The following is a 25,058-nucleotide window of genomic DNA, read 5'->3' as shown; positions in this document are numbered from 1 at the left end:
ACGTGGGGAGGGCGGGAGCTAGCGGCCGCGGAGGCGGCGGTACTTCGCCACCAGCTCCGCCGTCGAGGTGTCGAGGCCGGCGACGTCGGCGCCCTCGGTGAGGGCGGGCTCGACCCGCTTGGCGAGCACCTTGCCCAGCTCGACACCCCACTGGTCGAACGAGTCGATGTCCCAGATCGCGCCCTGCACGAAGACCTTGTGCTCGTACAAGGCGACGAGCTGCCCGAGCACCGACGGCGACAGCTCGGTGGCGAGGATCGTGGTCGTCGGGTGGTTGCCCGGGAACGTGCGGTGCGGCACCTGCTCCTCCGGCACCCCCTCGGCGCGTACCTCCTCGGCGGTCTTGCCGAACGCGAGCGCCTGCCCCTGCGCGAAGAGGTTGGCCATCAGCAGGTCGTGCTGCGCCGCCAGCCGCGCCGAGAGCTCGGCCACCGGCCGGGCGAAGCCGATCAGGTCGGCCGGGATCGTCTTGGTGCCCTGGTGCAGCAGCTGGTAGTACGCGTGCTGACCGTTGGTGCCGGGCGTCCCCCACACCACCGGGCCGGTCTGCCAGCGCACCGGCTCGCCCTGGCGGTCGACGTACTTGCCGTTGGACTCCATGTCGAGCTGCTGCAGGTAGGCGGGGAACTTGGCGAGGTAGTGGCTGTACGGCAGGACGGCGTGCGACTGGGCGTCGAAGAAGGCGCCGTACCAGACGCCGAGGAGGCCGAGTAGCAGCGGCGCGTTCGCCTCCGGCGGCGCGGTGCGGAAGTGCTCGTCGACGAGGTGAAAGCCGTCGAGCATCTCGCGGAAGCGCTCCGGCCCGATCGCGATCATCAGGGAGAGGCCGATCGCCGAGTCGTACGAGTAGCGGCCGCCCACCCAGTCCCAGAACTCGAACATGTTCTGCGTGTCGATGCCGAACGCGGCCACCTCCTTCGCGTTCGTGGAGAGCGCGACGAAGTGCTTGGCGACCGCGCTCTCGTCGCCACCCAGCCCGTCGACGAGCCACTCGCGGGCCGAGGTGGCGTTGGTGATGGTCTCGATCGTGGTGAACGTCTTGGACGCCACGATGAAGAGCGTCTCGGCCGGGTCGAGGTCGCGGGTGGCCTCGTGCAGGTCGGCACCGTCGACATTGGACACGAAGCGGAAGTCGAGCGCCCGGGCGGTGTACGGCCGGAGTGCCTCGTACGCCATCGCGGGGCCGAGGTCGGAGCCGCCGATGCCGATGTTGACGACCGTGCGGATCCGCCGGCCGGTGGCGCCGGTCCAGGCGCCGGAGCGTACCGAGCCGGCGAAGGCGGCCATCTTGTCCAGGACGGCGTGCACGGCCGGCACGACGTTCTCCCCGTCCACTTCGATCACCGCGTCGCGCGGCGCACGCAGCGCGGTGTGCAGGACGGCACGACGCTCGGTGACGTTGATCTTCTCGCCGCGGAACATCGCGTCGCGCAACGCGGCCACACCCCGCGCCGCGGCCAGGTCGCGCAGCAGGGCGAGCGTGTCGTCGGTCACCAGGTGCTTGGAGTAGTCCAGATACAGGTCACCGACCCGTACCGTGAGCCGGTCGGCGCGGCCTGGATCGGTCCCGAACAGCTCCCGCAGGTGCGTCCCGCCCAGCTCCGCGCGGTGCTTGGCCAGCGCGGCCCACTCGGGTAGCTCGTTGAGGCGGACTGTGTCAGGCATCGCTCACTCCCGGCTTTTCGGTACGGACCCACCCGACCCTATCGGTCAGCGGTGAACGGCCGGTGTAAGACCGCGCGGAAGGGGGCAGGTATGCCACCCATGACCCTCTACGGCTTCCACGCCTCGCACGAGCAGATCGCCCCCGGTACCCTGCTCGCCGCGGCCGTTCGGGCCGAGCGGGCCGGCTTCGACGCGGCGATGTCCTCGGACCACTTCTCACCCTGGAGCGAGCGGCAGGGTGAGTCCGGCTTCGCCTGGTCCTGGCTCGGCGCCGCGCTCCAGGCGACCCGGCTGCCGTTCGGCGTCGTGACCGCCCCCGGCCAGCGCTACCACCCGGCGATCGTCGCGCAGGCCATCGGCACGCTCGCCGCGATGTACCCGGGGCGCTTCTGGGCCGCACTCGGCACCGGCGAGTACAGCAACGAGCACATCACCGGCGACGGCTGGCCGCGCAAGCAGGTGCGCAACGCCCGGCTGCGCGAGTGCGTCGACGTGATCCGGGCGCTGCTGGCCGGCGCCGAGGTGACCCACGACGGCCTGGTCACGGTGGACCGGGCGAGGCTCTGGACCCGGCCCGCCGAGATGCCCGGCCTGGTCGGCGCCGCGGTGAGCGTGGCGACCGCGCGCTGGTGCGCGGAGTGGGCCGACGGGCTGATCACCGTGGGCGCGCCGCACGCGCACCTGCGCCGGATGGTCGACGCCTACCGGGAGGCCGGCGGGCGCGGGCCGCTGCGGCTACAGGTACACGTCAGCTACGCGGCCGACGACGGCGAGGCGTTGCGGATCGCGCACGACCAGTGGCGTACCAACGTCTTCGCCCCGCCGGTCTGCTGGGACCTGGAGCTGGTCGAGCACTTCGAGGAGGCGGCGAAGCACGTGCCACCGGAGGCCATGCGCGACGTCGTGCGGACCTCCGCGGACCCGGCGCGGCACGCGGCCTGGCTCCAGGAGTACGCGGACCTCGGCTTCGACGAGATCTTCGTGCACCACGTGGGGAAGGAGCAGGACGAGTTCCTCGACGTCTTCGGCGCGAAGGTGCTGCCGCAACTGCGCGGGGGTGGGTCGTGAGGCTCAGCCACACCGCCGACCTGTGGTGGAAGAACGCGGTCGTCTACTGCCTCGACGTGGAGACCTTCTTCGACGGCAACGGCGACGGGTGCGGCGACTTCCACGGCCTCGCCCAGCGCGTCGGCTACCTGGACGAGATGGGCGTGACCTGCATCTGGCTAATGCCCTTCTACCCGACGCCGGACCGCGACGACGGCTACGACATCACCGACTTCTACGGCGTCGACGGGCGGCTGGGCAGCAGCGGCGAGTTCGTGGAGTTTCTCCGGGTGGCCCGCGACCGCGGCATCCGGGTGATCGCCGACCTCGTGGTCAACCACACGTCGAGCCGCCACCCGTGGTTCGAGAGCGCCCGCGCCAGCCGCGAGTCGCCGTACCGGGACTGGTACGTGTGGCGGGACGAGCCGCCGCCGGACGGCCCGAAGGGCGTGGTCTTCCCGGACCAGGAGAAGAGCCTCTGGGAGTACGACGAGACGGCCGGCCAGTATTACCTGCACCGCTTCTACAAGCACCAGCCTGACCTCAACGTCGCCAATCCGGCCGTCCGCGACGAGATCGGCCGCGTGCTCGGCTACTGGCTCCACCTTGGACTGTCCGGCTTCCGGGTGGACGCCGTGCCGTTCCTGCTGGAGACCGATGGCGCGCTCGACGCGGACCAGCTGCCGGACCCGCACGAGTACCTGCGCGACCTGCGCGCCTTCCTGTCCCGGCACGACGGCGAGGCGGTGCTGCTCGGCGAGGTCAACCTGCCGTACCCGGAGACCATGCGCTTCTTCGGCGACGAAGACGGCGACGAGCTGACGATGTGCTTCGACTTCATCGCCATGCAGCGGCTCTACCTGTCGCTGGCGCGAAAGCGGCCGGACCCGCTCGCCGAGGCGCTCCGGGAGCGGCCGGCGGCGCCGGAGGACGCGCACTGGGCGACGTTCGTGCGCAACCACGACGAGCTGACGCTCGACAAGCTGAGCGAGGCGGAACGGCAGGAGGTCTTCGACGCGTTCGGCCCGGAGGAACGGATGCGGCTGTACGGCCGGGGCCTGCGCCGCCGACTACCGTCCATGTTGGACGGTGACATGGACCGCGTCCGGATGGTGTACAGCCTGCTCTTCTCGCTGCCCGGCACGCCGGTGCTCTTCTACGGCGAGGAGATCGGCATGGGCGAGGAGCTGGGCGCGGAGGGGCGCAACGCGGTGCGTACCCCGATGCAGTGGTCCGGCGAGGGCAACGGCGGCTTCTCCACCGCCGACCCGGAGAAGCTCGCCGCTCCGGTCGTGCGCGGCGAATACGGCCCGGCGAACGTGAACGTCGTCGCCCAGCTGCGCGACCCGGACTCGCTGCTGTCCTGGACGAAGCTGCTGATCCGCCGCTACCGGCAGTGCCCCGAGCTGGCCTGGGGCCGGTACCAGGTGCTGGCCCACGGCGCGGAGCGGGTGCTGGCCCACCGCGCCGACCAGGACGGCGGCACGGTGGTGGCGCTGCACAACTTCGCCGAGGAGCCGGTGGAGGTGACGCTCCGGCTGGACGGCCTGGAGCCCGGCCACCGCCTCGTCGACCTGCTCGCCGACGGCAGCACACCGGTGGCGGACGGGCAGGTTACGCTCCGCGTGGACCGGTACGGCTGCCGCTGGCTGCGGGTGGTCAAGCCGGGCGAGGTCTTCCTCCCGTAGGGTCGGCACACGGTTGGTCGCGATGCAAAGAACGGGCCTCACGTGCATTTCGCAACTTGCATCTATTGAGCGCATGTGAACCTCAAATTGCGTATCAGGAATGGCTATTGACTAACGCCTCCGCCGTATCGCACGGTAGAAGTCCCGAGGAGGCAGGCATGGAGCTCAGGCCGTTCTCTGGCACGTATCTCACCGACCCGGCCGCTATTTGGCGGGATCTGCTCGACGGCCCCGAGCGGGTGCATTACGCCGAGGATCTCGGACTCTGGCTGATCACCAAACACGCTGATGTACGCAACGCGCTGGGCGACAACGAAGCATTCAGCAACGCGTTGACCCTATTGCCCATTTATGAGATGTGTCCGGAGGCGCTGTCGATCGTCATGGAGATCGACGCTCCGCCGACCACCGCGGCGGCCGACGCGCCGACGCATACGCGCACTCGACGCGCGCTGCGGGCGACGTTCCCCAACACGTCCGCGCGCGTCAACGAGCAGTTCGGCGCCATCGTGCGCCTGCGCGTCGACGAGCTGGTGTCCCGCCTTGTCGCCCGGCGGGGCACCGTCGTCGATCTCGTTTCCGACTTCGCGGCCGAGCTGCCGCTGCTGGTCATCGTCGACCTCCTCGGGGTGCCACCGGAGGACGTACCGGCGATCAAGAGCTGGTCCGACGGGCAGATCGCGCTGATCTGGGGCCAGCCCACCCCGGAGGAGCAGGTACGCCTGGCGCGCGGCCTGCTCGACTTCTGGCGGTACTGCCAGAAGCTCGTCACGCTCCGCGTCCAGGACGGGTACTCCGGCGACGACTTCATCAGCAAGGCGCTGCGCTACCGGGCCGGCGACGACGAGATCCTGACCGAAAACGAGGTCGCCAGCTTCGCGTTCAACCTGCTGGTGGCGGGGCACGAGACCACCTCCGGCCTGATCGCGCACAGCCTCGACAACGCGCTCTCGGTGCCCACCCGGTGGGAGCGGCTGGTGGAAAACCCGGCCGGCGTGCCCGCGTTCGTGGAGGAGACCCTGCGCTTCGGTCCCGCCATCGACGGCTGGCTGCGGCTCACCACGCGGGACGTCACGATCGGCGAGACCACGATCCCGGCCGGCTCGCGCTGCCTGCTGCTGCTCGGCGCCGCCAACCGCGACGCGGCCACGTTCGCGCACCCGGACGTCTTCGACCCGCACCGCGCGGACGTCCGCGACCACCTGGCGTTCGGTTACGGACCGCATTTCTGCATCGGTGCCGCGCTGGCCCGGCTGGAGGTGCAGGTGGCGCTCACCCATCTGACGGCGGCCGTTCCCGGCCTGCGGCTGGCGCCCGACCACACCACTTCCTTCAAGCCCAATGTGGGTTTCCGGGCGCACAACGCATTGCCTGTCTTCGTTGAGACCTTCGCTCAGCTGGACGACCGTACTCCACGCGCCGCCTGATCGGCGGTCACTTTCCGAGTCGATCTTTGGAGTGGCTTTCCTCGGGTCGGCCGGGCCGTCAGAATGGGAGCGGCGGGGTTTTCCAATAGGCGGGTCGACTCGAAGGTGAGCACATGGACCGTGCGCCATCCGATGCTGCCCCTGATCCGATGGCGAGTCGCCGGTTCCGGCGCGAGCTGCGGCGCTGGCGCACCCGCAACGGGCTGACCCAGCGCGCGCTCGCCGACCGGGTCCGCTTCAGCCGCGAGACCGTCGCCGCGGTCGAGTCCGGCCGCCGCTACGGCAGCCGCGAGTTCGCCGTCCGCTGCGACGAGGTGCTCGGCACCGGCGGCCTGCTCGCCTCGCTCTGGCCGGACGTGGCCCGCGAGCAGATCGCCGCCGACGGGCGGCGCGGCCCGCGCGAGCGCACCGTGCCCCGCCCGCGCACCCCGGCGGACGACATCGTGGCGATGATCGTCGACAACGGCGCGATGCTCGGCCCCACCGAGGTCGTCGTGGAGATCGACGACCTGCGCTCGGTCATCGACCGCGCCCTCCGCCGGAGCCGCCGCCGCTGAGCGCCCGCCCGGCCTCGGTCGCCCCGACGAACCACACCCACCCCGACATGAGCTACCGCGATGCCCGTCGTGGTCCAGACCGTTGCTCCCGCGGCCTCACCCTCCGCGTTCCCCAACCATCCGCCGCCCGCCGCCCCGCCCTCCGCCGCCGCACCGCCCGTCACCCGTCCCCGCGCGCCGCGCGCCCCGCGCGGGGTGCCCCGCCCTGCGCCCGCGTGCCCTGCGCCCGCGTGCCCTGCGCCCGCGTGCCCTGCGCCCGCGTGCCCTGCGCCCGCGTGCCGCGCGCCCGCGTGCCGCGCGCCCTCAAGATCCCGACAAAGTCCCTGACTTTGCTGCCTCGTCGACGGGTGGAAGCAGCAATGTCAGGGACTTTGCTGCTTCCCTGCCGGCCACGGGAGGTGGTCCACAGTGGCGGGTCGGACGGCCGCGAGCCTTCCGTCGATCAAGAGCCCGGGGGTCGCGCGGCGGCGGAGCCGGCGCCGGTGGCGTCGAGCGAGGGCGCGGTAACGGGGTGAGCCCCACGCTGTGTGACGCCGGTTGCCGGCCAACGATCACCGCCCAAACCGACCGCCGTTTCCGCGCGAGCCAGCCGACGCCCGACGCCGTTCAAAGGGCGCACCGACCTCGACCCCGATCCCAGCAGATCGTGGTACGGATCCGCCCGCACGAGGGCAACTGCGTACCACGATCTCGACGGCCGCCCGGGGCGGTCGACGGGCCGGACCAGCGGGGACGTCGCGGTAGCTCGGGTTGGGATTTTGGGCAATTGTCCACATTCCCACTACGGGGAGTGACTGATCCTCTGCGCGCGGTACAAATGTGGGTACCGGTTTTTCGTACCACGGGCAAGCCTGTTTGTCGCACGTCGTGTGCGACCCAATGGGAATTGCGACCTGCAACGTGCACTGGAACTGTGCCGACCACCCGTGGGAGTGAATCTTGGCGTCCGGTACAAAAGCCCATGCGGCCCGACCGGGCCCTCGGCAGCGGGGCTGGAAGATCGCCTCTCGCATGCGCATCATCGTGGTCGCGCCGCTGGTCGCCGTCGTCGGCTTCGCCGGCCTGGCGCTAGCGGGCAGCGTCCAGCAAGCCGAGCGGGCCAGTGACCTCGGTGTCCTCGCGCGCCTCGGCGCCGACGCGGGCGCCCTGGCTTATCAGTTGCAGCGTGAACGGGTCTCCGCGGCCGATCTCCTGGCCACCGGGGGCACCCGACAAGAGGACGCGTACGCGAAGCAGACGGCGGAGACGGACCAGGCGGTCGCCCAGTACCGGCGGCAGCGGGCCCTCGTGCCGTCCGTGCCATCCGGCACCGCGGCCGTCCTGCAGCGGATCGACGGATCCATCGACGACCTGGGACCGTTGCGGGCGCAGGTGCGCACCGCCGCGAACGCCTCGGTCTCCGCCATGACCTTCAGCTACCGCATCGTCATCGCGGACCTGCTGGCCTACCGGGAGGCGATCGCGCAAGGCGTCGAGTCGGCGGAGATCGCCGACCAGATCCGCGCGTCCTCGGCCCTCTCCAAGGCCGGCGAGTCCGTGGGCCAGCAGCAGGTCGCGGTGATGCGCGCCCTGGCCGCCGGCCAGCTCACGCCGGCGATGCAGCAGGACATCACCGCATCGCGCACCGGCTTCACCGAAAACAGCCTGACGTTCCTCAGCCTCGCCACCCCGCAGTGGCGGGTCTGGTGGGAGCAGGCCGGCAGCGGGCAGGAGATCGTCGGCCTGCAGCGCCTGCAGGACCAGGTCTCCCGGGCCGAGCCCGGCACCCGGCTGCGGGTACCGACGGCGGACTGGATCACCGCGACCCAGTCCTGGGCCCGCCGCCTGTACGAGGTGCAGCAGCGCGTCGACGGCGCGGTCTTCGAGCGGATCGACGCGGCGCGGGTCGACGAGCGGCGCAACGCGATCCTCGAAGCGGCCGCGATGGCCGTGGCGCTCGCCCTCACCGTGCTCGTCACCTGGGCGGTCGCCCGCCAGATCACGCACCGGCTGCGGCGGCTGCGCGACGCGGCCAACGCGGTCGCGTTCGACGAGCTGCCGGCGATGGTCGAAGAGCTGCGCCGCCCCGACGCCTCGGTACACCCGGAGATGCTGGCCGCGCAGGTGACCACGAGCATGGACCGGGGCAGCGCGGACGAGATCGGCGAGGTGGGCGAGGCGTTCACCGCCGTGCACCGGGCGGCCGTCCGCACCGCCGCCGAGCAGGCCGTCATGCGGGCCAACACCTCGAAGATCTTCATCCACCTCAGCCGTCGCGAGCAGCGCCTGGTCGACTCGGTGCTGGCGCAGGTCGACCTCGTCGAGCAGGACGAGACCGACCCCGAGCGGCTGCAACGGCTGTACACATTGGACAACCTGGCCACCCGGATGGCGCGGATCAACGCCAGCCTCCTGGTGCTCGGCGGGGTCGGCGTCGGCCGCATGCGGCACGAGGACGTACCGCTGTCGAAGATGCTCCAGGCCGCCCTCTCCCAGATCGAGCACTACGAGCGGGTACGCCTCGGCGTGGTCGACACCGACGTCGCGGTCTCCCGGGACGCGGTCGACGAGGTCGTGCACCTGCTCGCCGAGCTGATGGACAACGCGACCACGTACGCCCCGCCGGAGAGCGAGACCTGGGTGACCGCCCGGAGCCTCGGCGACCGCGTGATCGTGCAGATCAGCGACGAGGGCGTGGGCCTGCCCAAGGAGCGGCTGGCCCAGCTCAACCACGTGCTCTCCCGGCCGCCGGCGATCGACGTCGCCGCCGTGCGGGCGATGGGTCTGGTGGTGGTCGGCCAGCTCGCCATCCGCCTCGGCGCGACGGTCGAGCTGCGCCCGGGCCCACGGCTCGGCACGATCGCCGAGGTCTCGCTGCCGGGCAAGATGATCCGCCCGGTACCCGAGGACCAGGAGCTGCCCAGCGCCGGCCACTCGCCGCTGTTCGGCGGCGGGCTGGAGACCGGCATCCGCATGGACGGGCCGATCCCGGTCAGCCCGGCGCCGGCCGGCATGCAGATCCCGCTTCCCCGCACCCCGCACGCCGGCCCGTTGCCGGGCGCCAACGGTGGCCTGCCCGCCGGAAACGGCGGCCGGCCCGGCGTCAAGGGCGGCCAGCAGGCGGCGAACGCACCGAACGGTGGGCTCCCGACCCGGCCGCCCACCATCCCGCCGCCGCCACCGGACCCGATTCCGATCCAGGGCCGCGCGCAGGTCCGGGAGATCGACCAGACCCAGGAGCTGATCATCTTCGAACAGGTCAACAGCTGGTTCCGTGCGGACCACGACCACGCTGTCGGGCTGGAGCAGAGCGAAGCGCCCAAACCGCCACCCGCGGTCGAGTCGCCGGTCCCGCCGGCCGTGGCCAACTGGACCACCCCCGGCGACGAGGGTTGGCGCGCCGCGTCCCAGCTCGAGACCCCGCAGGTGGTCGGCACCACCCGCACCGGCCTGCCGATCCGCAAGCCGCAGGCGCACCTGATCCCCGGCGCCGTGCCGCCCAGCGGCGACCACGGCGGGTCCGAGCGGCGCGACCCCGCACAGGTCGCCTCCGCCATGTCCGCGTACGCCCGCGGTGTCGCGGGCCGCCGTCCCCTGGCCAACGCCACGCCCAACAACGACGCGACAGGAGAGCCTTCGTGACCAACCAACGAGACCTCGGCTGGATGCTGGACAGCTTCGCCGAACGCGCGCCGGACGTCAGCCACGCCATCGCCATCTCGGCCGATGGGCTCATGGTGGCCGCGACCCGCGCGCTGCCGCCGGACCGGGCCGACCAGCTCGCGGCCACCGGCAGCGGCCTCGTCAGCCTCCTGCGCGGCGCCGCCGCCTTCTTCGACGCGGGCTCGGTGATCTCCAACGTCACCCAGCTCGAGGGCGGCTTCATGTTCTCCATGGCCTTCAACGACGGCGCGTCGCTGCTCGTGCTGGCCACCCCCAACTGTGACGTCGGGAAGGTCTCGTACGAGATGACGGAGCTGGCCAACCGCATCGGCGACGCCCTCACCCCGGCGGCCCGTTCGGCCCTTTCGCACAGCCGCTGAACGAACCCCCCGGTCCCTTCCGCCTCCCCCTAGACGGAGTACCCATGCGTATCCACAAGATGACCGCCGCGCTGATCGCACTCGGCCTGGCGGCCACCGGAGCCACCGCCTGCGCCGACGAGAGCGGTGGCGCGGGCGGCACGCTCAAGGTCGGCCTGCTCGCCTCGTTGTCCGGTACCTACCAGGCGATCGGCACCGACATCCGCGACGGCTTCCAGCTCTACCTCGACATGCACGGCGGCAAGCTGGGCGGCCACCCGGTCGAGCTGGTCGTGGCCGACGAGGGCGACGGCGCGCCGACTGCGGTGCCCGCCGCCACCAAGCTCGTCAAGCAGGACAGGGTCGTCGCGCTCACCGGCGTCGTCGGCGGTGGCTCCGCCGCGGCGATCCAGCCCGTGATCGGCCCGGCGAAGATCCCGTTCATCGGCTCGAACGGCCGGCCCGAGCTCAAGGACGTCAGCCACGTCTGGCACACCTCGTACCTGTCGCAGGAGACCGGCGCGGCGATCGCCCAGTACGTGAAGGACAACGTCAAGGGCAAGGTGTACGCGATCGGCCCGGACTACCAGGGCGGCTGGGACCAGCTGAAGGGCTTCACCGACGCGTTCGCCCGGGCCGGTGGCGAGCTGGCCAACGCGGACGGCAAGACGCTCTTCACGCCGTTCCCGGCGACGAAGAACTTCACGCCGTACTTCGCGCAGATCAAGGCCTCCGGAGCGGCGGCGGTCTACACGTTCTACGCGGGCGCGGCGGCGATCGACTTCGTCAAGCAGTACGCCCAGTCGGAGGTCAAGGACCTGCCCCTGTACGCGGCCGGCTTCCTGACCGAGGGCGGCGTGCTCAACGCGCAGGGCGACGCGGCCCGCAACGTGTACTCGGTGCTCAACTACTCGCCCGACCTCGACAACGCGCAGAACCGCGAGTTCGTCGCCGCGTGGAAGGCCGACCACGACGGCCCGCCGACCACGTACGCGATGGCCTCGTTCGACGCGGCCGCGGTGCTGGACAAGGCGATCGGCGCGGCCGGCGACAACCCGACCGCGGAGACGATCAACGAGGCCATCGCCGGCCTCGGCCAGATCGAGAGCCCGCGCGGCGCCTGGCAGTTCTCCAAGAAGACCCACTCGCCGGTGCAGAAGTGGTACCTGCGGCAGGTCCGGCAGGACGGGCGGGCGCTGTCCAACACGGTCGTCGGCGATCTCGCGACCGTCGGCGAGTGAGTCCAGAGTGGACCCGTACCTGATACCGGCGCTGGACGGCGTCGCGTACGGTCTGCTGCTCTTCGTGGTCGCCGCTGGGCTGGTGTTGAGTTTCGGCGTAGCCGGGATCCTCAACCTGGCCCACGGCACCCTGTACGCGATCGGCGCCTACGTGGCGGCGTGGCTGGCCGACGGTGGCTGGGCCGCGGTGCCGCTGGCGCTGGTCGCCGGGGTCGCCGGCGCCACCGCCGCGGGCACCGCGCTGGCCGGGCTGCTCACGCCGGTCAAGCGGGGCGACCACCTGACCCAGGCACTGCTGACGTTCGGGCTCGCGCTGGCCGGCGGGAGCCTGCTGGTCAGCGCGTTCGGCCCGGAGGACCTGCCGGTGCGGGTACCGGCGGCCCTGGACCGCCCGATCGACCTGGCCGGGCACTCCTACGCCGCGTACCGGCTGGTTTTCATCGTGGTCGCCGCGGTGATCGCGGTCGGCCTCTACCTGGCCTTGACCCGCACCCGCGCCGGCATGCTGGTGCGGGCCGCCGTCGACGACCCGCAGATGGTGGCCTGCCTCGGCGTCAACCCGACCCGCGTGCGGGTCGGCGTGCTGGCCGTCTCCGGCGCGCTGGCCGGGCTGGCCGGTGTGCTCGGCGCGCCGATCATCGGCCCGGGGCCGAGCACCGCCGCGACCGTGCTGCTCCTCTCGCTGGTCGTGGTCGTGCTCGGCGGCCTCAACTCCGTCGTGGGCACGCTGGTCGCGGCCCTCGCGGTGGGCGAGATCCAGACCCTCGGGGTCGCCCTGCTGCCGACGGCCGCGCCTTTCCTGCTGTACGCGGCCATGGCGCTGATCCTCGCCGCCCGCGCGCGAGGCCTCCTCCGGCGATGGAGTACGGCATGAAGTGGCTTGTTCTGCTCCCTGCCGTCGCTCTCGCGGTGGCGGTGCCCTGGCTCGTCGACGACTACACGACGGCCACGCTCTCCCGGCTGCTCGTGCTCGGCCTGGTCGGAGTGAGCGTGGCGCTGCTGACCGGCGTGACCGGGCTGCCCACGCTCGGGCAGACGGCCCCGTTCGCCGCCGGGGCGTACGCGGCCGCCCAGGTCGGCCTCCACGAGGTGGGCGGCCCGCCGGTGCAACTGCTGGCGGCGGCCGGGGTGGGCGCGGCGTTCGCGCTGCTCACCGCGGCGCTCGTGGTGTACGCGCGGGGCGTGGTCGTCCTCATGATCACGCTGGCGATCGGCGAGCTGGCGATCACCGTGGCGAGCCGGTGGAAGGCGGCGACCGGCGGCACGGACGGGCTGATCGCGACGGCCGCGTTCGACTCCGACCGGGCCCGCTACCTGTACGCCCTGGCGGTGGTCGGCGTGGTCGTCACCCTGGTGCTGCTCGCGCTCCGCTCGCCGGCCGGGCTGCTGCTGCGGGCCAGCCGCGACGACGAGGCGCGGATGCGGGCCAGCGGCCACCCGGTGACGGCGTACCTGGCCGGTGCGTACGTCGCGGCGGGCGCGATCGCCGGTGCCGGTGGCGCGCTGCTGGTCACCACCCAGCAGTACGTCTCGCCGGCCGACTTCAGCTTCGACACCGCCGCCCTGCTCCTGCTGGGGGTGGTGATCGGTGGCGCCGGGTCGATGCTCGGCGCGGTCGCGGGTACGGCGCTCGTCTTCGCCGCCCGCGACTGGCTCTCCGGCCTGCTGCCCGGGCACGCGCCGCTGCTCCTCGGCGCGCTGTTCGTGCTGACGGCCTACCTCCTGCCACGCGGGGTGGCGGGATTCGACTGGCGCCGCATCGGCCGTCGGGACCGAGCGGCGTCGCCGCGCGCCGTCAGGCGCGCCAACCAGGAGGCATGACAGTGAGCGAGCGCGTCGCCTTTGGCGCCGCACGAGCGAGCGAACCAGGAGGCGTAGTGAGCGAGCGAGTTGGCGCGGCGGCGTCTGGACGGAGCTGCCCCGCCGACGGAGTCGGGGTTTCGGGGTGGCGGAGGAAGACGTCGCCTTTGGCGCCGCACGAGCGAGCGAACCAGGAGGCGTAGTGGCGGACGTCCTGATCACGGAGGCACTCACCCGGAGGTACGGCTCGCTGGTCGCCGTGGACCGGCTCGACCTGCGCATCGCGCCGGGCGAGCGGCGGGCGATCATCGGGCCGAACGGGGCCGGCAAGACCACACTGCTCGATCTCGTGGCCGGCGCGATCCGGCCCAGCGGCGGCCGGATCCGCTTCGACGGGCGGGACGTCACCGGGTACGGGCCGGCGCGGCGGGCACAGCTGGGGATCGGCCGGATCCACCAGCGGCCGGCGGTGTGGCCATCACTGACCACATTGGACAACGTGGCCGTGGCGGCGGCCCGGCGGCGGGGCGGGGTAAGGCGTTCCCGGCACACGGCCGTCGAGCTGCTCGACCGGCTCGGGCTCGCCGCCCAGGCCGGCGCCGAGGCGGCACGGCTGTCGCACGGGCAGCGGCGGCAGCTGGAGATAGCGATGGCGCTCGCCGGCGAACCGCGGCTGCTCCTGCTCGACGAGCCGGCCGCGGGACTGTCCGCTGTGGAGTTCGAGCGGCTCGGCGAGGTGCTGCGCGACCTGCCGGAGGATGTGACCGTACTGCTGGTCGAGCACCGGCTGGACCTCGTCTACGCGCTCGCCGACGTGGTCACCGTGCTCCGCGACGGCCAGTACGTGGCGACCGGTACGCCGGACGAGATCCGGGTGTCGCACGCGGTGCGGCAGGCGTACAGCGGGGCGGTGGCGTGATGGCTTCCGCTCTGCGCGTCGACGGGCTCTTCGCCGGCTACCACGGCGGCCGGGTGCTGCACGGCGTCGGGCTCACCGTCGAGGAGGGCACAGTGCAGGCCCTCGTCGGCCGCAACGGTGCCGGCAAGACAACGCTGGTGCACGCGATCGCCGGGCTCCTGCGACCGTACTCGGGCGTGGTGGAGATCTGCGGCACGGACCTGGCCGGCCGCCCCGCGCATCAGGTGGCGCGGGCCGGGGTCGGCATCGTCCCGCAGGGACGGCGGGTCTTCCCCAGCCTGACCGTGGCCGAACACCTGAAGCTCGCGGCGCGGCACCAGGAAGGTCCGATGTGGACCATCAAGGGCGTGCTGGAGCTCCTGCCCCGCCTGGGGGAGCGGCTGGAGCACCGGGGCGACCAGCTTTCCGGCGGCGAGCAGCAGATGCTCGCGATCGCCCGCGCGCTGCTCACCCAGCCCCGGGTGCTGTTGCTGGACGAGCCCTCCGAGGGGCTCGCGCTCGACCTGGCCGCCCGGGTACGCGGCCTGGTCACCGGCCTGGCCGAGGCCGGACTGGGCCTGCTGCTCGTGGAGCAGCGGCTCGACCACGCGATCGAGGTGGCGGACCGGATCGCAGTCCTGGATTACGGGCGGGTCGTCTTCGACGCGCCCACCGCGCAGGTGCGCGCGGACCCCACGACCGTCCAATCGATGCTCAGCATCGACCAGCCACTACCGCAAGGGAGCTGACCGATCGTGCCCGACGGCTATTCGTTCGACAACCATGCCCCGGAGGCCGAGGCCCAACTGGCCACCCTGGAGGCCTTCCTCGACCCGCTGACCGGCGCCCGCATCCGCCCTCTCATGCGCGCCGGCGCGACCTGCTGGGAGGCGGGTGCCGGCGGCGGCTCGGTCGCCCGGATGATGGCCGGCGCGGTGGGCCCCGACGGGCACGTCGTGGCCTCCGACATCGACCCGTCCCACCTCCTGGCCACGGAGAACCTCAGCGTGGTACGGCACGACGCGCGCACCGAGCCCGCCCCGGCCGGTGGCCCGTACGACCTGATCCACGCCCGCCTGCTCCTGCTCCACCTGCCCGAGCGCCGCAAGGTACTGGCCGAGATGGTCAGCGCCCTGGCGCCGGGCGGGTGGCTGGTGGTGGAGGAGTTCGACTGCACCGCGCCGCTGCGCGTCCTCACCGCGCCGACGGATGACGCGGCCAAGCTCTTCCAGCAGGTGATGGAGGCGATCCTCGGCGCACTGCACGAGCGCGGCGCCGACCTGGCCTGGGCCCAGAACGTGCACACCGAGATGGCCCTCGCTGGCCTCACCGACATGGACACCGTCACCCACTCGCAGAGCTGGACCGGCGGCTCGTCCGGCGCCGCCCTGCACGACCTCAACTCCCGCACCCTGGAGCCCCGGCTGCTGGCGGCCGGGATCTCGCCGGACCAGCTGCGCGCGTTCCGCCAGCTCTCCCGGGACCCGGCGTTCGCGTCGCTGTCGTACCAGTTCGTCTCGACTCGCGGTCGTAAGCCGCTGTAGCCCTTTTCGTAGCGGCGCGCGGGCTGTCACCTCCAGCCCTCGCGCCGCTTGTCGTTGCTCTGAGCTACCGCGACGCCTGTCGTGGCGCAGACCGTTGTATCGACTAGCGCCGATGCGTCCGATCTGTCGTGTTGCCGAAAAGCCTGCTAGGAATCGCTTTCTTGGACGGCCGCTTGTGCATGGGAGCCCTCCCATGCAAGACTCGCCCTACGCATTCGGGGGAGCCGATGCGAGTGAGCTTCGCCAGGGCACGCGGGCCGGCCTCCAGCCGCTCCGCACGGCGGGACCACTGCCCCCAGCCTTCAGGCTGGGCGGGTTTTCTCCATCCTCCAGCTTGCCTTCCGGGCCGGCGAGCTACCCGTTAGGCGTGCCTGCGGCGCGCGTCCGCAACCGCCCGCGGCCCGCCACGCCAGAGCCTCCCGCTCTGGTGCCGCGCGACGAAGTAGGAGTAACAGGAATGAGACTCGTCTCGAGTCGTACCCGGAAACAGCGCATCGCCATCGGTGCGGTCGCTGTGCTTGGCTTGGGCGGCCTCTCGGTGATCCAGGCTTTGCCAGCCAGCGCCGCCGCGGGTTGCAGCGTGACCTACTCGGTCACCGGTTCGTGGAACAACGGGTTCCAGGGCAACATCGTGATCCGCAACGTGGGTGACGCCTGGTCCTCGTGGAACCTCACGTTCTCGTTCGCCAACGGCCAGACCGTGCAGCAGGGCTGGGGCGGCCGCTTCAGCCAGAGCGGCACCCAGGTGACGGTGGCCAACGAGTCGTGGAACGGCTCGGTCCCCAACGGTGGCTCCGTCAACCCCGGCTTCATCGGCAGCCACTCGGGCACCAACACCAACCCGACCTCGTTCGCGGTCAACGGTGTGGCCTGCACCGGCGCTCCCGTGACGAGCAACCCGACCACCGGCGGGCCGACCGGCAACCCGACCACGCGGCCGCCGACCACGCCCCCCACGACCCCGCCGACGTCGAACCCGACGACCGGCCCGCCCGGACAGCGCGTCGACAACCCGTACGCGGGTGGCCGCGGCTACGTCAACCCCGAGTGGAAGGCCAAGGCTGAGGGCGTCTCCGGCGGTAGCCGGGTCTCCAGCAACCCGACCGCGGTCTGGATCGACCGGATCGCCGCGATCGAGGGTACGGACGGCAGCAGCTCGAACGGCCCGATGGGCGTCGAGGACCACCTGCTCGAGGCGATCCGCCAGGGCGCGTCGTACATCCAGTTCGTGATCTACAACCTGCCCGGCCGCGACTGTGCCGCGCTGGCGTCGAACGGTGAGCTCGGCCCGACCGAGATCGACCGGTACAAGACGGAGTACATCGACCCGATCGCCGCGTACCAGAACGACTCCCGGTTCCGCAGCCTCCGGATCATCAACATCATCGAGATCGACTCGCTGCCCAACCTGATCACGAACGTGTCGGGTCGCGCGACCGAGACCGCGATGTGCAACACGATGAAGGCCAACGGCAACTACGTGAACGGCGTCGGGTACGCCCTCGCGAAGCTTGGCGCGATCCCGAACACCTACCAGTACATCGACGCCGCGCACCACGGCTGGATCGGCTGGGACGACAACTTCGGCCCGACCGCCGAACTGCTCGCCACCGCCGCCCGCGCCCAGGGCAGCAACATCGCCAACGTGACCGGCTTCATCACCAACACGGCCAACTACTCGGCCCTGCAGGAGCCGTACATCACGGTGACCGAGCAGAACCGGCAGTCCAAGTGGATCGACTGGAACCGGTACAACGACGAGCTGAGCTTCGCTCAGGCGTTCCGGACCCGGCTCGTCCAGGCGGGCTTCCCGTCCAACATCGGCATGCTGATCGACACCTCCCGCAACGGCTGGGGCGGCTCGGCGCGGCCGACCGGTCCGGTCACCACGGGCACGCTCGACGAGCAGATCAACGGCTCGCGGATCGACCGCCGTATCCACAAGGGCAACTGGTGCAACCAGAGCGGTGCCGGCCTCGGTGAGCGCCCGCGGGCCAACCCGGCCACCGGCATCGACGCCTACGTCTGGGTCAAGCCCCCGGGCGAGTCGGACGGCTCCAGCACCGAGATCCCGAACAACGAGGGCAAGGGCTTCGACCGCATGTGCGACCCGACGTACGGCGGCAACGCCCGTAACGGCAACAACGCGACCGGCGCGCTCTCCGGCGCTCCGATCTCGGGTGCCTGGTTCTCGGCTCAGTTCTCGCAGCTGATGCAGAACGCGTACCCGGCCCTGTAACCCGGGTGAGCACAAGGTAAGACGCGAGTAGGACCAGGTAGGAAATGAACGAGCCGCGGGGTCCGGGCGATCTGCCCGGGCCCCGCGGTCATTACCGATCCCCGGGCGGTGACGGCAAGATCGGCGTAGCCTCGCAGGTGTCGGGAGATCTGACCCTGGGTGTGCTGACGCCTTTCCTCGGCGGCTGGTACTTCGGCGGGCTGCTGCGCGGCATCGCGCGCGCCGCCGCGGTCGAGGGGGCGACGCTCGTCGCGGTGCAGACCCAGGACGCCGGCACCAACCAGACCGAGGTGGAGCCCGCCGACCTCGGGTACCCGGTGGCGTGGCGGCGGGTCTCCGGGTTCGTCGTGATCATCAACGCGGTGTACCCGAGCTACCTCGCCGCCGTCCAGGCCACCGGCAAGCCGGTCGTCATCGTCAGCCACGAGATGCCGGAGCTGGACTGCCCGGTGGTCGTACCGGACAACGGCACCGGCATCCGCGAGGCGGTGAGTCACCTCGCCGGGCACGGACACCGGCGGATCGCGTTCGCCGGCTACCTCGGCGCCAAGGACGTCCGCCAGCGGTACGAGGCGTACCGCGACGCGCTCCGCGGGCACGGCATCGAGCCCGACCCGGCGCTGCTCTTCGCGATCGAGGACAACCAGATGTCCAGCGGTGAGACCGCCGCCCGGGTCCTGGTCGAGGCGGGCATGCCGGCCACCGCGGTCATCGCCGGCACCGACGCGAACGCGATCGGGCTGATGCACGGCATGGCCGACGCCGGGTACCGGATGCCGGAAGACCTCGCCGTGATCGGCTTCGACGACGTGCGCGCCGCGCGGTACAGCCTGCCCCGCCTCACCACCGTCAACCACCCGGTCGACGCCATCGGCCGTACCGCCGCCGAGCTGCTCGTGCGCCGGATCCGTGGCGAGGCGATGCCAGGCGGCCTCCGGTACGTCGACACGTCGCTCCGGGTCCGCGAGTCGTGCGGCTGCCACCGGGACGGCGCCGCCGAGCCGCCCGCGTTCCCGCCGGTGAGCCGGCTGGCGGCCGACGGCCGGGCGCACTTCCGCGAGCACACCCACCTGCAGGGCATCCTCAGCAAGCAGTACGTGGTGAGCATGGACCTGCTCCGCGCGCACGAGGAGGACCCGCGCCGGCTGGGCTGGCTCGGCCGGACCAGCGCGCGGGCCGGCTGCCTCGGGCTCTGGGCCGACCCGGTGCCCGACGATCCGTCGCTCGACCTGGTCGGCTTCTACCGGCGCGACAGGCCGACCGCCGGCCAGCCGACCGCGGACCGGCCGCTGGTGACCCCGGTGAGCGAGTTTCCGCCGGCCGACCTGCTCGACCTGGCACGGCAGGACGCCGACGCGGTCACGTTCGTGGTACCGGTCAAAGTGGACGGTAGCGACTGGGGACTGCTGGCGGTCGTCGACGCGGTGGAGACCGGCACCGGCACCGGGCGCGAGCCGATGAACCACTGGGCCGCGCTGCTCACCGTCGCCCTCGACTACCAGCAGGTGCTCGCCACGCTCCGCGAGCAGGAGGAGCGGCTGCGGGTGGCGGCGCAGTACGACCACCTCACCGGCCTGCCCAACCGCGCCCTCTTCCTGGAACGGCTCCGCGAGGCGATGCGCGACGACCGCGAGTTCGCGGTGCTCTTCGTCGACCTCGACGGGTTCAAGGTGGTCAACGACAGCCTCGGCCACGCGGCCGGCGACGCGCTGCTGATCCAGGTGGGCAACCGCATCTCGCACAGCCTGCGCGAGCGGGACACCGCGGCCCGGTTCGGCGGCGACGAGTTTCTGATCCTGCTCGACGGGGTCGCCGACCAGTACACGCCGACGCAGGTCGCCGGGCGCCTGCACGCCGCGCTGGCACCGCCGTTCCGCCTGCAGGGGCAGGAGGTGGTGGTGACCGCATCGATCGGTATCACGCTCGGCGGCGGGCAGTACGCGGACGCGGAGGACCTGGTGCGCGACGCGGACATCGCCATGTACTGGTCGAAGTCGCAGCGGAAGGGCTCGCACGCGCTCTTCGACGTCGCCATGCGGGCCAAGGCGGTCGGGCGGCTGCGGATCGAGACCGAGCTGCGCCGGGCCATCGAGCGGGGCGAGCTCGAAGTGCACTACCAGCCGATCGTGCAGCTGGTCGGCGGGCGTACCCGGGCGTTCGAGGCGCTGATCCGCTGGCGCCACCCTACCCGCGGGCTGATCCTGCCGGACCAGTTCCTGGCGGTGGCCGAGGAGACCGGGCTGGCGATCCCGATCGGCCGCTGGGTGATCGCCGAGTCGTGCCGGCAGCTGGCCGCCTGGCAGCGCACACCGGGCCGGGAAGACCTGCGGATCAGCGTGAACGTGTCGAACCGCCAGTTCTGGCAGGGCGGGCTGGTCGACGACGTCGCGGAGGCGCTGCGGGTGTCCCGCCTGCACCCGCGAAACCTCGCCTTCGAGATCACCGAGGGCGTGATCATGAACAACGTCGGGCTGGCCCGCAAGATGCTCGAAGACCTGCACAGCCTCGGCTGCGAGCTGCACATCGACGACTTCGGCACCGGGTACTCGTCGCTGGAGGCGCTGCACCGGCTGCCGATCGACGCCTTGAAGATCGACCGGTCGTTCGTGGCCCGGCTCGGCATCGACGCCAAGAGCAGCGCGCTCGTGCACACGATCGTGCTGATGGGCGGCAACCTCGGCCTCCAGCTCATCGCGGAGAGCGTGGAGACCGAGGAGCAGCGCGACCACCTGCTCCGCCTCGGCTGCGCCTACGGCCAGGGCCACCTTTTCTCCGAGCCGGTCCCCGCCGGCGAGGCCGAGCGCCTCATCTCGTGACCGGAGCTCACTCCGTGATCGTGGGCGCCGCGCCCATGAACGGCCGCAACTCGAGCCACTCGTGGATCGGCTTTCCGCCCGCGCCGGGAGCGGCCGAGAGCTCCCCGGCCAGTTCGAGGGCGCGCTCGTAGCTGTCTACGTCGATCACGATCCAGCCGGCGATCAGGTCCTTGGTCTCGGCGAAGGGACCGTCGGTGACCGGCGGGCGCCCCTCCCCGTCGTACCGGACGAAGGCCCCCTCCGGGGCGAGCGCCTGCGCGTCCACGAACTCGCCGGTCTCCTCCAGCCGGTCCATGAAGTCCCGCATGTACCGCATGTGCGCCGCGATCTCCTCCGGCGTCCACTGGTCCATCGGCACGTCGTTGGCCGGGGCCGGGGCGCCGCGGTAGTGCTTGAGCAGCAGGTACTTAGCCATCGGGTTCTCCTCGGTGCTGGTGCGACCCATTCTGGTCACCTTCACCGGGGGGACGGAGCCCGTCAGGGATTCTCGACATCGCCGGGCCGGTCGTCGCGAGGATCACCGACGCCACGAGGTCGGGGTCGTCGCTCATCGGTACGTGGCCGCAGCCGGGCAGGTCGACGTGGCGGGCGCCGGGCAGTGCCGCCCTGGCCCGGGTCGCCTGCCGGTAGGGCAGGATCCGGTCGCGGGTGCCCCAGGCCACGGTCACCGGCACGGTCGGGGCGCCGTGGAACGCGTACGCCCGGCCGGCCCGGGCCACCGCGCGAAAGGCCCGGCCGTCGCGCAGCGCCAGCGCGTCGGAGAGCGCCACCTCGGGGGTGAGGCGGCCGGGGCGGGCGCAGATCATGCCGAAGCAGAGCGAGCGAAACGCCCCGTGCCGGAACATCGCCCGCATGACCGGCTCGGGCACCCGGGTACCCAACCGGTGGGCGGTGAGCGCGCCGATCGCCCAGCGCAGCTCGCGGCGGGTCCAGAAGCCGGCCGGGGAGAGCGCGGTCGCCGACGCGACGCGGCCGGCGCAGGCCAGCTCCAGAGCCATCGCGCCGCCGAGGCTGTTGCCGGCCACGTGCGGCCGGTCGAGCCCGAGGTCGCCGAGGAACGTGGCGACCCCCTCGACCGCGCGGGCCATGTCGCGCGGCGGGCCGCCGGTGGGCATCGGCGACGCGCCGAAGCCGGGCAGGTCGACCGCGATCACGTCGTGCGCCTCGGCGAGCCGGTCCAGGACCGGAAGCCAGGCCTGCCAGTGGTGGCCGATGCCGTGCAGCAGCACCAGCGGCTCGCCGGCGCCCCGACGTTCGTACACGACGGAGGGTGTCGTCATCGCCCACCACCGTGCCGGCCGAACGCGCGTCCCAGCGTGCGGACCTGGGCTTCCATCCGCGGCACGGCGGTGCGCGCGCCGCGCCCGATGACCGCGTCGCTGAGCGGGCTGAGCATGAGCGAGCGGACCGCCTGCGCCACGCCGACCGCGCGCGGCACGTACACCTTGCGGCGGCGCCGCTCGATCGCGTCGACGAACGCCCGCGCGCACGCCTCCACCGAGATGAGCGAGCCGAACGGCCACGGCAGCTTGCCCAGCGTCTCGGTGAACTGGGGCAGGTCCTCCTGGGCGTCCCGGACCAGGTCGGTATCCACAAAGGACATGTGTGCCGTGCCCACCGCGACGCCGCGGTGCCGCAGCTCCAGCCGGATCGCGTTGCCGAACTGCTCGACTCCCGCCTTCGACGCGCAGTACGCGGCCATGCCGGGCAGCGCGGTGAACGCGGCGGCCGACGACACCAGCAGGCCGTAGCCGCGGCTGGCGATGAGGTGGTCGACGGTGGCGCCGAGCGTACGCATCACGCCGACCAGGTTGACCTGTACGGTGTGCGCCATCGCCTCGATGTCGCCGACCGCGATCGTGCCGCGCGGGGCGATGCCGGCGTTGGCCACCACCACGTCGATGCGGCCGAAGCGCTCCACCGCGCCCGCGGCCGCCCCGTCGAGCGCGGACTGGTCGGTCACGTCGGCCTCGAACCAGGCGCCGCCGGTCTGCGCCGCCACCTCGGCGAGGCGTTCCGGCTCGAGGCCGACCAGCACCACGGTCGCGCCCCGGGCCGCGGCCAGCCGGGCGGTGTGCGCGCCGATCCCGCGGGCGGCGCCGGTGATGAAGAGGACCTTTCCGTCAAGCACGGGCCACCACCTCGTAGTGCGCGGGGTCGAAGCGGCGGGTGCGCAGCCGGTACGACCATGTGTAACCGGGCCAGATCGCGGAGACGCGGCCGGTGCTGTCCTGGTACCAGCTGCGGCAGCCGGCCTGCCACACCGTACCGGCCATCTTCTTGTCCATTGTGGAGATGAAGGCGTGCTGTGCGGCGGCGGTCGGCTCGATTGCGCCGTCGCCGCCGCGGTCGAGGTGGCGCAGGGCGTCCAGCACGTACGCGAGCTGGCACTCCATCATGAAGACCACGGACGTGTGCCCGGTGCCGGTGCCCGGGCCGAGCAGCAGGAAGAGGTTGGGAAAGCCGGCGACGGTCGTGCCCAGGTACGCCCGCGGCGAGCCCTGCCAGGCCTCGGCGAGCGTACGCCCGTCCCGGCCGCGGATCCGCTGCGCGATCGGGGCGTCGTTGACGTGAAACCCGGTGCCGAAGATGATCGCGTCGATGGGGCGGGCGGTGCCGTCGGCGGTGACCACCGCGTCCGGCCGCACCTCGGCGATCCCCTCCGTCACGACCTCCACATTGGAGCGGGTGAGCGCGGGGTAGTAGTCGTTGGAAAGCAGCACCCGCTTGCAGCCCATCCGGTAGCGCGGGGTGAGCTTTTCGCGCAGCGCGGGATCCGGGACCTGCCGGCGCAGGTGGGAGCGGGCCATCCGCTGGCCCAGCCGCATCATGACCGGCTGGAGGAACGCGGTGCCCTGGTAGAACTCCCGGAGCCAGTAGATGCCGGTGCGGGCCAGCCGCTGCGCCCCCGGCACCGCCCGGAACGCGCGCCGCTCCAGCCGGCTGATCGGCCGGTCGGCCTTGGGCAGCACCCAGGGCGGGGTGCGCTGGAAGAGGTGCAGCCGCGCCACGTCCGCAGCGATCGCGGGTACGAACTGGATCGCCGACGCGCCGGTCCCCACCACCGCGACCCGGCGCCCGGTGAGGTCGACGTCGTGGCGCCACCGGGCGGAGTGGAAGACCGGGCCGGTGAACGTCTCCAGCCCGGGCAGCTTCGGCTGCGCCGGCTCGCAGAGCCCGCCGGAGGCGGAGATCAGCACGTCCGCGCTGTACGTGCCGCGGGACGTCTCGACCACCCACCGGCCGCCGTCCCAGGCCGCGCCGTGCACTTCGTGCCCCATCCGCAGGTGCGGTTCGAGGCCGTACGCGTCGACGCAGCGGCGCAGGTAGTACCAGATCTCCGGCTGCGGGGAGAAGCTGCGGCTCCACTCCGGGTTGAGGTCGAAGGAGAACGAGTACAGGTGCGAGGGGACGTCGCAGGCGCAGCCGGGATACGTGTTGTCGCGCCAGGTCCCGCCCACCTCGGTGCCCCGATCGAGCACCACGAAGTCGTCGTAGCCGCGCTGTTTGAGCCGGATCGCGGCGCCGAGGCCGCTGAAGCCCGCCCCGATCACCGCGATCCGGTAGTGCTGTGGGCCCGCCATTCCCGGAAGTTACCATTGGGTAACGCGCCGGGGAAGGGCGGCTTTTCTCGATCTGGCGCCCCGGCCGGGCCCCGGGCCGATGCGCCGGTCAGGCCGGGGCGGCGTTCCCGTCGTCACCCGGCGGTGCCGGTCAGGCCGGGGCGGCGTTCTCCCAGAGCCCGACCGTGTTGCCCTCGGTGTCGGTGAAGTAGCCGACGAACCCCATGTCGCCGACCGCCATCTTGCCCGCCACCACCTTGCCGCCGTGCTTTTCCACCGTCGCCAGCGCGTCGTCGACGCTGTCGACGCCGATGGTGAGCGTCGGCGCCGAGACCGGGGCCTGGCGCGGGGTCAGACCGCCGTTGATGGCGCCCGGCTCGGTGGGCATGCCCTGCTCGTCGGTGGGCGTGGTGGTGACCATCGTGTACGACATCTCCGGCATCGGCATCAGCTGCCAGCCGAAGGCGTCCCGGTAGAAGGTCTGCGCCCGCTCCATGTCGTCGGCGGGCATCTCGAAGTGAACAATGCGACCAGTCATGGTGCGTACCTCCCTCGCGGCCGACTCTATGCCC

The 25,058-nt window shown here is 72.0% G+C and carries 20 protein-coding genes; 14 read left to right on the top strand and 6 right to left on the bottom strand.

Translation table 11 applies throughout. From position 1 onward, the window contains the following. Positions 1–18: 18 nt before the first annotated feature. Positions 19–1,665 (bottom strand): glucose-6-phosphate isomerase, encoded by a 1,647-nt coding sequence (gene pgi, locus RB614_RS25530; protein WP_308715156.1) that lies wholly within the window; start codon positions 1,663–1,665, stop codon positions 19–21. Between the two features lie 99 nt (positions 1,666–1,764). On the opposite strand from pgi, the gene RB614_RS25525 reads away from it, so the two are divergent. The 14 genes from RB614_RS25525 to RB614_RS25460 all read left to right on the top strand — a co-directional run bounded on the left by RB614_RS25525 (position 1,765) and on the right by RB614_RS25460 (position 20,923). After that, the gene (locus tag RB614_RS25525; protein ID WP_308715164.1) at positions 1,765–2,733 is read left to right on the top strand and encodes a TIGR03885 family FMN-dependent LLM class oxidoreductase; all 969 of its coding nucleotides are present in this window, start codon (positions 1,765–1,767) and stop codon (positions 2,731–2,733) included. Further along, positions 2,730–4,400, top strand: a complete 1,671-nt coding sequence (locus RB614_RS25520) for an alpha-amylase family protein (RefSeq protein WP_308715155.1) — start codon at positions 2,730–2,732, stop codon at positions 4,398–4,400. The genes RB614_RS25525 and RB614_RS25520 overlap by 4 nt, the downstream gene beginning before the upstream one ends. Before the next feature lie 158 nt (positions 4,401–4,558). Then, entirely contained in the window at positions 4,559–5,827 is a 1,269-nt protein-coding gene (locus RB614_RS25515) for a cytochrome P450 (RefSeq protein WP_308715154.1), read from the top strand. Positions 5,828–5,976: 149 nt separating this feature from the next. After that, a complete protein-coding gene (locus RB614_RS25510; RefSeq protein WP_308715153.1) occupies positions 5,977–6,384 on the top strand; it encodes a helix-turn-helix transcriptional regulator in 408 nt (135 codons plus the stop codon). A gap of 1,011 nt (positions 6,385–7,395) precedes the next feature. Beyond that, a complete protein-coding gene (locus tag RB614_RS25505; protein ID WP_308715152.1) occupies positions 7,396–10,005 on the top strand; it encodes a sensor histidine kinase in 2,610 nt (869 codons plus the stop codon). After that, on the top strand, positions 10,002–10,406 hold the full coding sequence (locus tag RB614_RS25500) for a roadblock/LC7 domain-containing protein (RefSeq protein ID WP_308715151.1): 405 nt from the start codon (positions 10,002–10,004) through the stop codon (positions 10,404–10,406). The genes RB614_RS25505 and RB614_RS25500 overlap by 4 nt, the downstream gene beginning before the upstream one ends. A gap of 44 nt (positions 10,407–10,450) precedes the next feature. Then, on the top strand, positions 10,451–11,626 hold the full coding sequence (locus RB614_RS25495; RefSeq protein WP_308715150.1) for an ABC transporter substrate-binding protein: 1,176 nt from the start codon (positions 10,451–10,453) through the stop codon (positions 11,624–11,626). Between the two features lie 7 nt (positions 11,627–11,633). Then, positions 11,634–12,500, top strand: a complete 867-nt coding sequence (locus RB614_RS25490; protein WP_308715149.1) for a branched-chain amino acid ABC transporter permease — start codon at positions 11,634–11,636, stop codon at positions 12,498–12,500. Beyond that, the gene (locus RB614_RS25485) at positions 12,497–13,447 is read left to right on the top strand and encodes a branched-chain amino acid ABC transporter permease (RefSeq protein ID WP_308715148.1); all 951 of its coding nucleotides are present in this window, start codon (positions 12,497–12,499) and stop codon (positions 13,445–13,447) included. Before RB614_RS25490 ends, RB614_RS25485 begins: the two co-directional genes overlap by 4 nt. 181 nt (positions 13,448–13,628) lie before the next feature. After that, positions 13,629–14,345, top strand: coding sequence for an ABC transporter ATP-binding protein (locus RB614_RS25480; protein ID WP_308715147.1), 717 nt, complete (start codon positions 13,629–13,631; stop codon positions 14,343–14,345). Then, positions 14,345–15,073, top strand: coding sequence for an ABC transporter ATP-binding protein (locus RB614_RS25475; RefSeq protein WP_308715146.1), 729 nt, complete (start codon positions 14,345–14,347; stop codon positions 15,071–15,073). The genes RB614_RS25480 and RB614_RS25475 overlap by 1 nt, the downstream gene beginning before the upstream one ends. Before the next feature lie 6 nt (positions 15,074–15,079). Then, positions 15,080–15,868 carry a methyltransferase gene (locus tag RB614_RS25470; RefSeq protein WP_308715145.1) on the top strand — a complete coding sequence of 263 codons (789 nt, stop codon included), beginning with the start codon at positions 15,080–15,082 and terminating at the stop codon, positions 15,866–15,868. Between the two features lie 457 nt (positions 15,869–16,325). Then, positions 16,326–18,107: a glycoside hydrolase family 6 protein gene (locus RB614_RS25465; protein ID WP_308715144.1), complete on the top strand. Its 1,782-nt coding sequence runs from the start codon at positions 16,326–16,328 to the stop codon at positions 18,105–18,107. A 137-nt stretch (positions 18,108–18,244) separates the two neighbouring features. Beyond that, the gene (locus tag RB614_RS25460) at positions 18,245–20,923 is read left to right on the top strand and encodes an EAL domain-containing protein (protein WP_308715143.1); all 2,679 of its coding nucleotides are present in this window, start codon (positions 18,245–18,247) and stop codon (positions 20,921–20,923) included. 7 nt (positions 20,924–20,930) lie between these two features. Here the strand turns inward: RB614_RS25460 and RB614_RS25455 are convergent, their stop codons facing one another. From RB614_RS25455 to RB614_RS25435, 5 genes are all read right to left on the bottom strand, one after another. After that, a complete protein-coding gene (locus RB614_RS25455; RefSeq protein ID WP_308715142.1) occupies positions 20,931–21,338 on the bottom strand; it encodes a YciI family protein in 408 nt (135 codons plus the stop codon). Next, a complete protein-coding gene (locus RB614_RS25450) occupies positions 21,331–22,203 on the bottom strand; it encodes an alpha/beta fold hydrolase (protein ID WP_308715141.1) in 873 nt (290 codons plus the stop codon). The genes RB614_RS25455 and RB614_RS25450 overlap by 8 nt, the downstream gene beginning before the upstream one ends. Then, a complete protein-coding gene (locus RB614_RS25445) occupies positions 22,200–23,054 on the bottom strand; it encodes an SDR family oxidoreductase (RefSeq protein WP_308715140.1) in 855 nt (284 codons plus the stop codon). The genes RB614_RS25450 and RB614_RS25445 overlap by 4 nt, the downstream gene beginning before the upstream one ends. Next, complete coding sequence (locus RB614_RS25440; protein WP_308715139.1) at positions 23,047–24,507, bottom strand: flavin-containing monooxygenase; 1,461 nt, start codon at positions 24,505–24,507, stop codon at positions 23,047–23,049. Before RB614_RS25440 ends, RB614_RS25445 begins: the two co-directional genes overlap by 8 nt. Before the next feature lie 130 nt (positions 24,508–24,637). Continuing rightward, a complete protein-coding gene (locus tag RB614_RS25435; RefSeq protein WP_308715138.1) occupies positions 24,638–25,024 on the bottom strand; it encodes a VOC family protein in 387 nt (128 codons plus the stop codon). Positions 25,025–25,058 lie beyond the last annotated feature (34 nt).

The organism is Phytohabitans maris (assembly GCF_031085175.1).
Taxonomy (GTDB): domain Bacteria; phylum Actinomycetota; class Actinomycetes; order Mycobacteriales; family Micromonosporaceae; genus Phytohabitans; species Phytohabitans maris.
Note: the sequence above shows the minus strand (reverse complement) of the source record. Positions and strands in the feature narration are given on the sequence as shown.

What these genes read in the sequence shown, in the direction of transcription:
- RB614_RS25465 (WP_308715144.1), top strand. Translation starts at nt 16,326, where the DNA reads ATGAGACTCGTCTCGAGTCGTACCCGGAAACAGCGCATCGCCATCGGT.
- RB614_RS25475 (WP_308715146.1), top strand. Translation starts at nt 14,345, where the DNA reads ATGGCTTCCGCTCTGCGCGTCGACGGGCTCTTCGCCGGCTACCACGGC.
- RB614_RS25510 (WP_308715153.1), top strand. Translation starts at nt 5,977, where the DNA reads ATGGCGAGTCGCCGGTTCCGGCGCGAGCTGCGGCGCTGGCGCACCCGC.
- RB614_RS25505 (WP_308715152.1), top strand. Translation starts at nt 7,396, where the DNA reads ATGCGCATCATCGTGGTCGCGCCGCTGGTCGCCGTCGTCGGCTTCGCC.
- pgi (WP_308715156.1), bottom strand. Translation starts at nt 1,665, where the DNA reads ATGCCTGACACAGTCCGCCTCAACGAGCTACCCGAGTGGGCCGCGCTG.
- RB614_RS25455 (WP_308715142.1), bottom strand. Translation starts at nt 21,338, where the DNA reads ATGGCTAAGTACCTGCTGCTCAAGCACTACCGCGGCGCCCCGGCCCCG.
- RB614_RS25485 (WP_308715148.1), top strand. Translation starts at nt 12,497, where the DNA reads ATGAAGTGGCTTGTTCTGCTCCCTGCCGTCGCTCTCGCGGTGGCGGTG.
- RB614_RS25495 (WP_308715150.1), top strand. Translation starts at nt 10,451, where the DNA reads ATGCGTATCCACAAGATGACCGCCGCGCTGATCGCACTCGGCCTGGCG.
- RB614_RS25525 (WP_308715164.1), top strand. Translation starts at nt 1,765, where the DNA reads ATGACCCTCTACGGCTTCCACGCCTCGCACGAGCAGATCGCCCCCGGT.
- RB614_RS25440 (WP_308715139.1), bottom strand. Translation starts at nt 24,507, where the DNA reads ATGGCGGGCCCACAGCACTACCGGATCGCGGTGATCGGGGCGGGCTTC.
- RB614_RS25435 (WP_308715138.1), bottom strand. Translation starts at nt 25,024, where the DNA reads ATGACTGGTCGCATTGTTCACTTCGAGATGCCCGCCGACGACATGGAG.
- RB614_RS25515 (WP_308715154.1), top strand. Translation starts at nt 4,559, where the DNA reads ATGGAGCTCAGGCCGTTCTCTGGCACGTATCTCACCGACCCGGCCGCT.
- RB614_RS25450 (WP_308715141.1), bottom strand. Translation starts at nt 22,203, where the DNA reads ATGACGACACCCTCCGTCGTGTACGAACGTCGGGGCGCCGGCGAGCCG.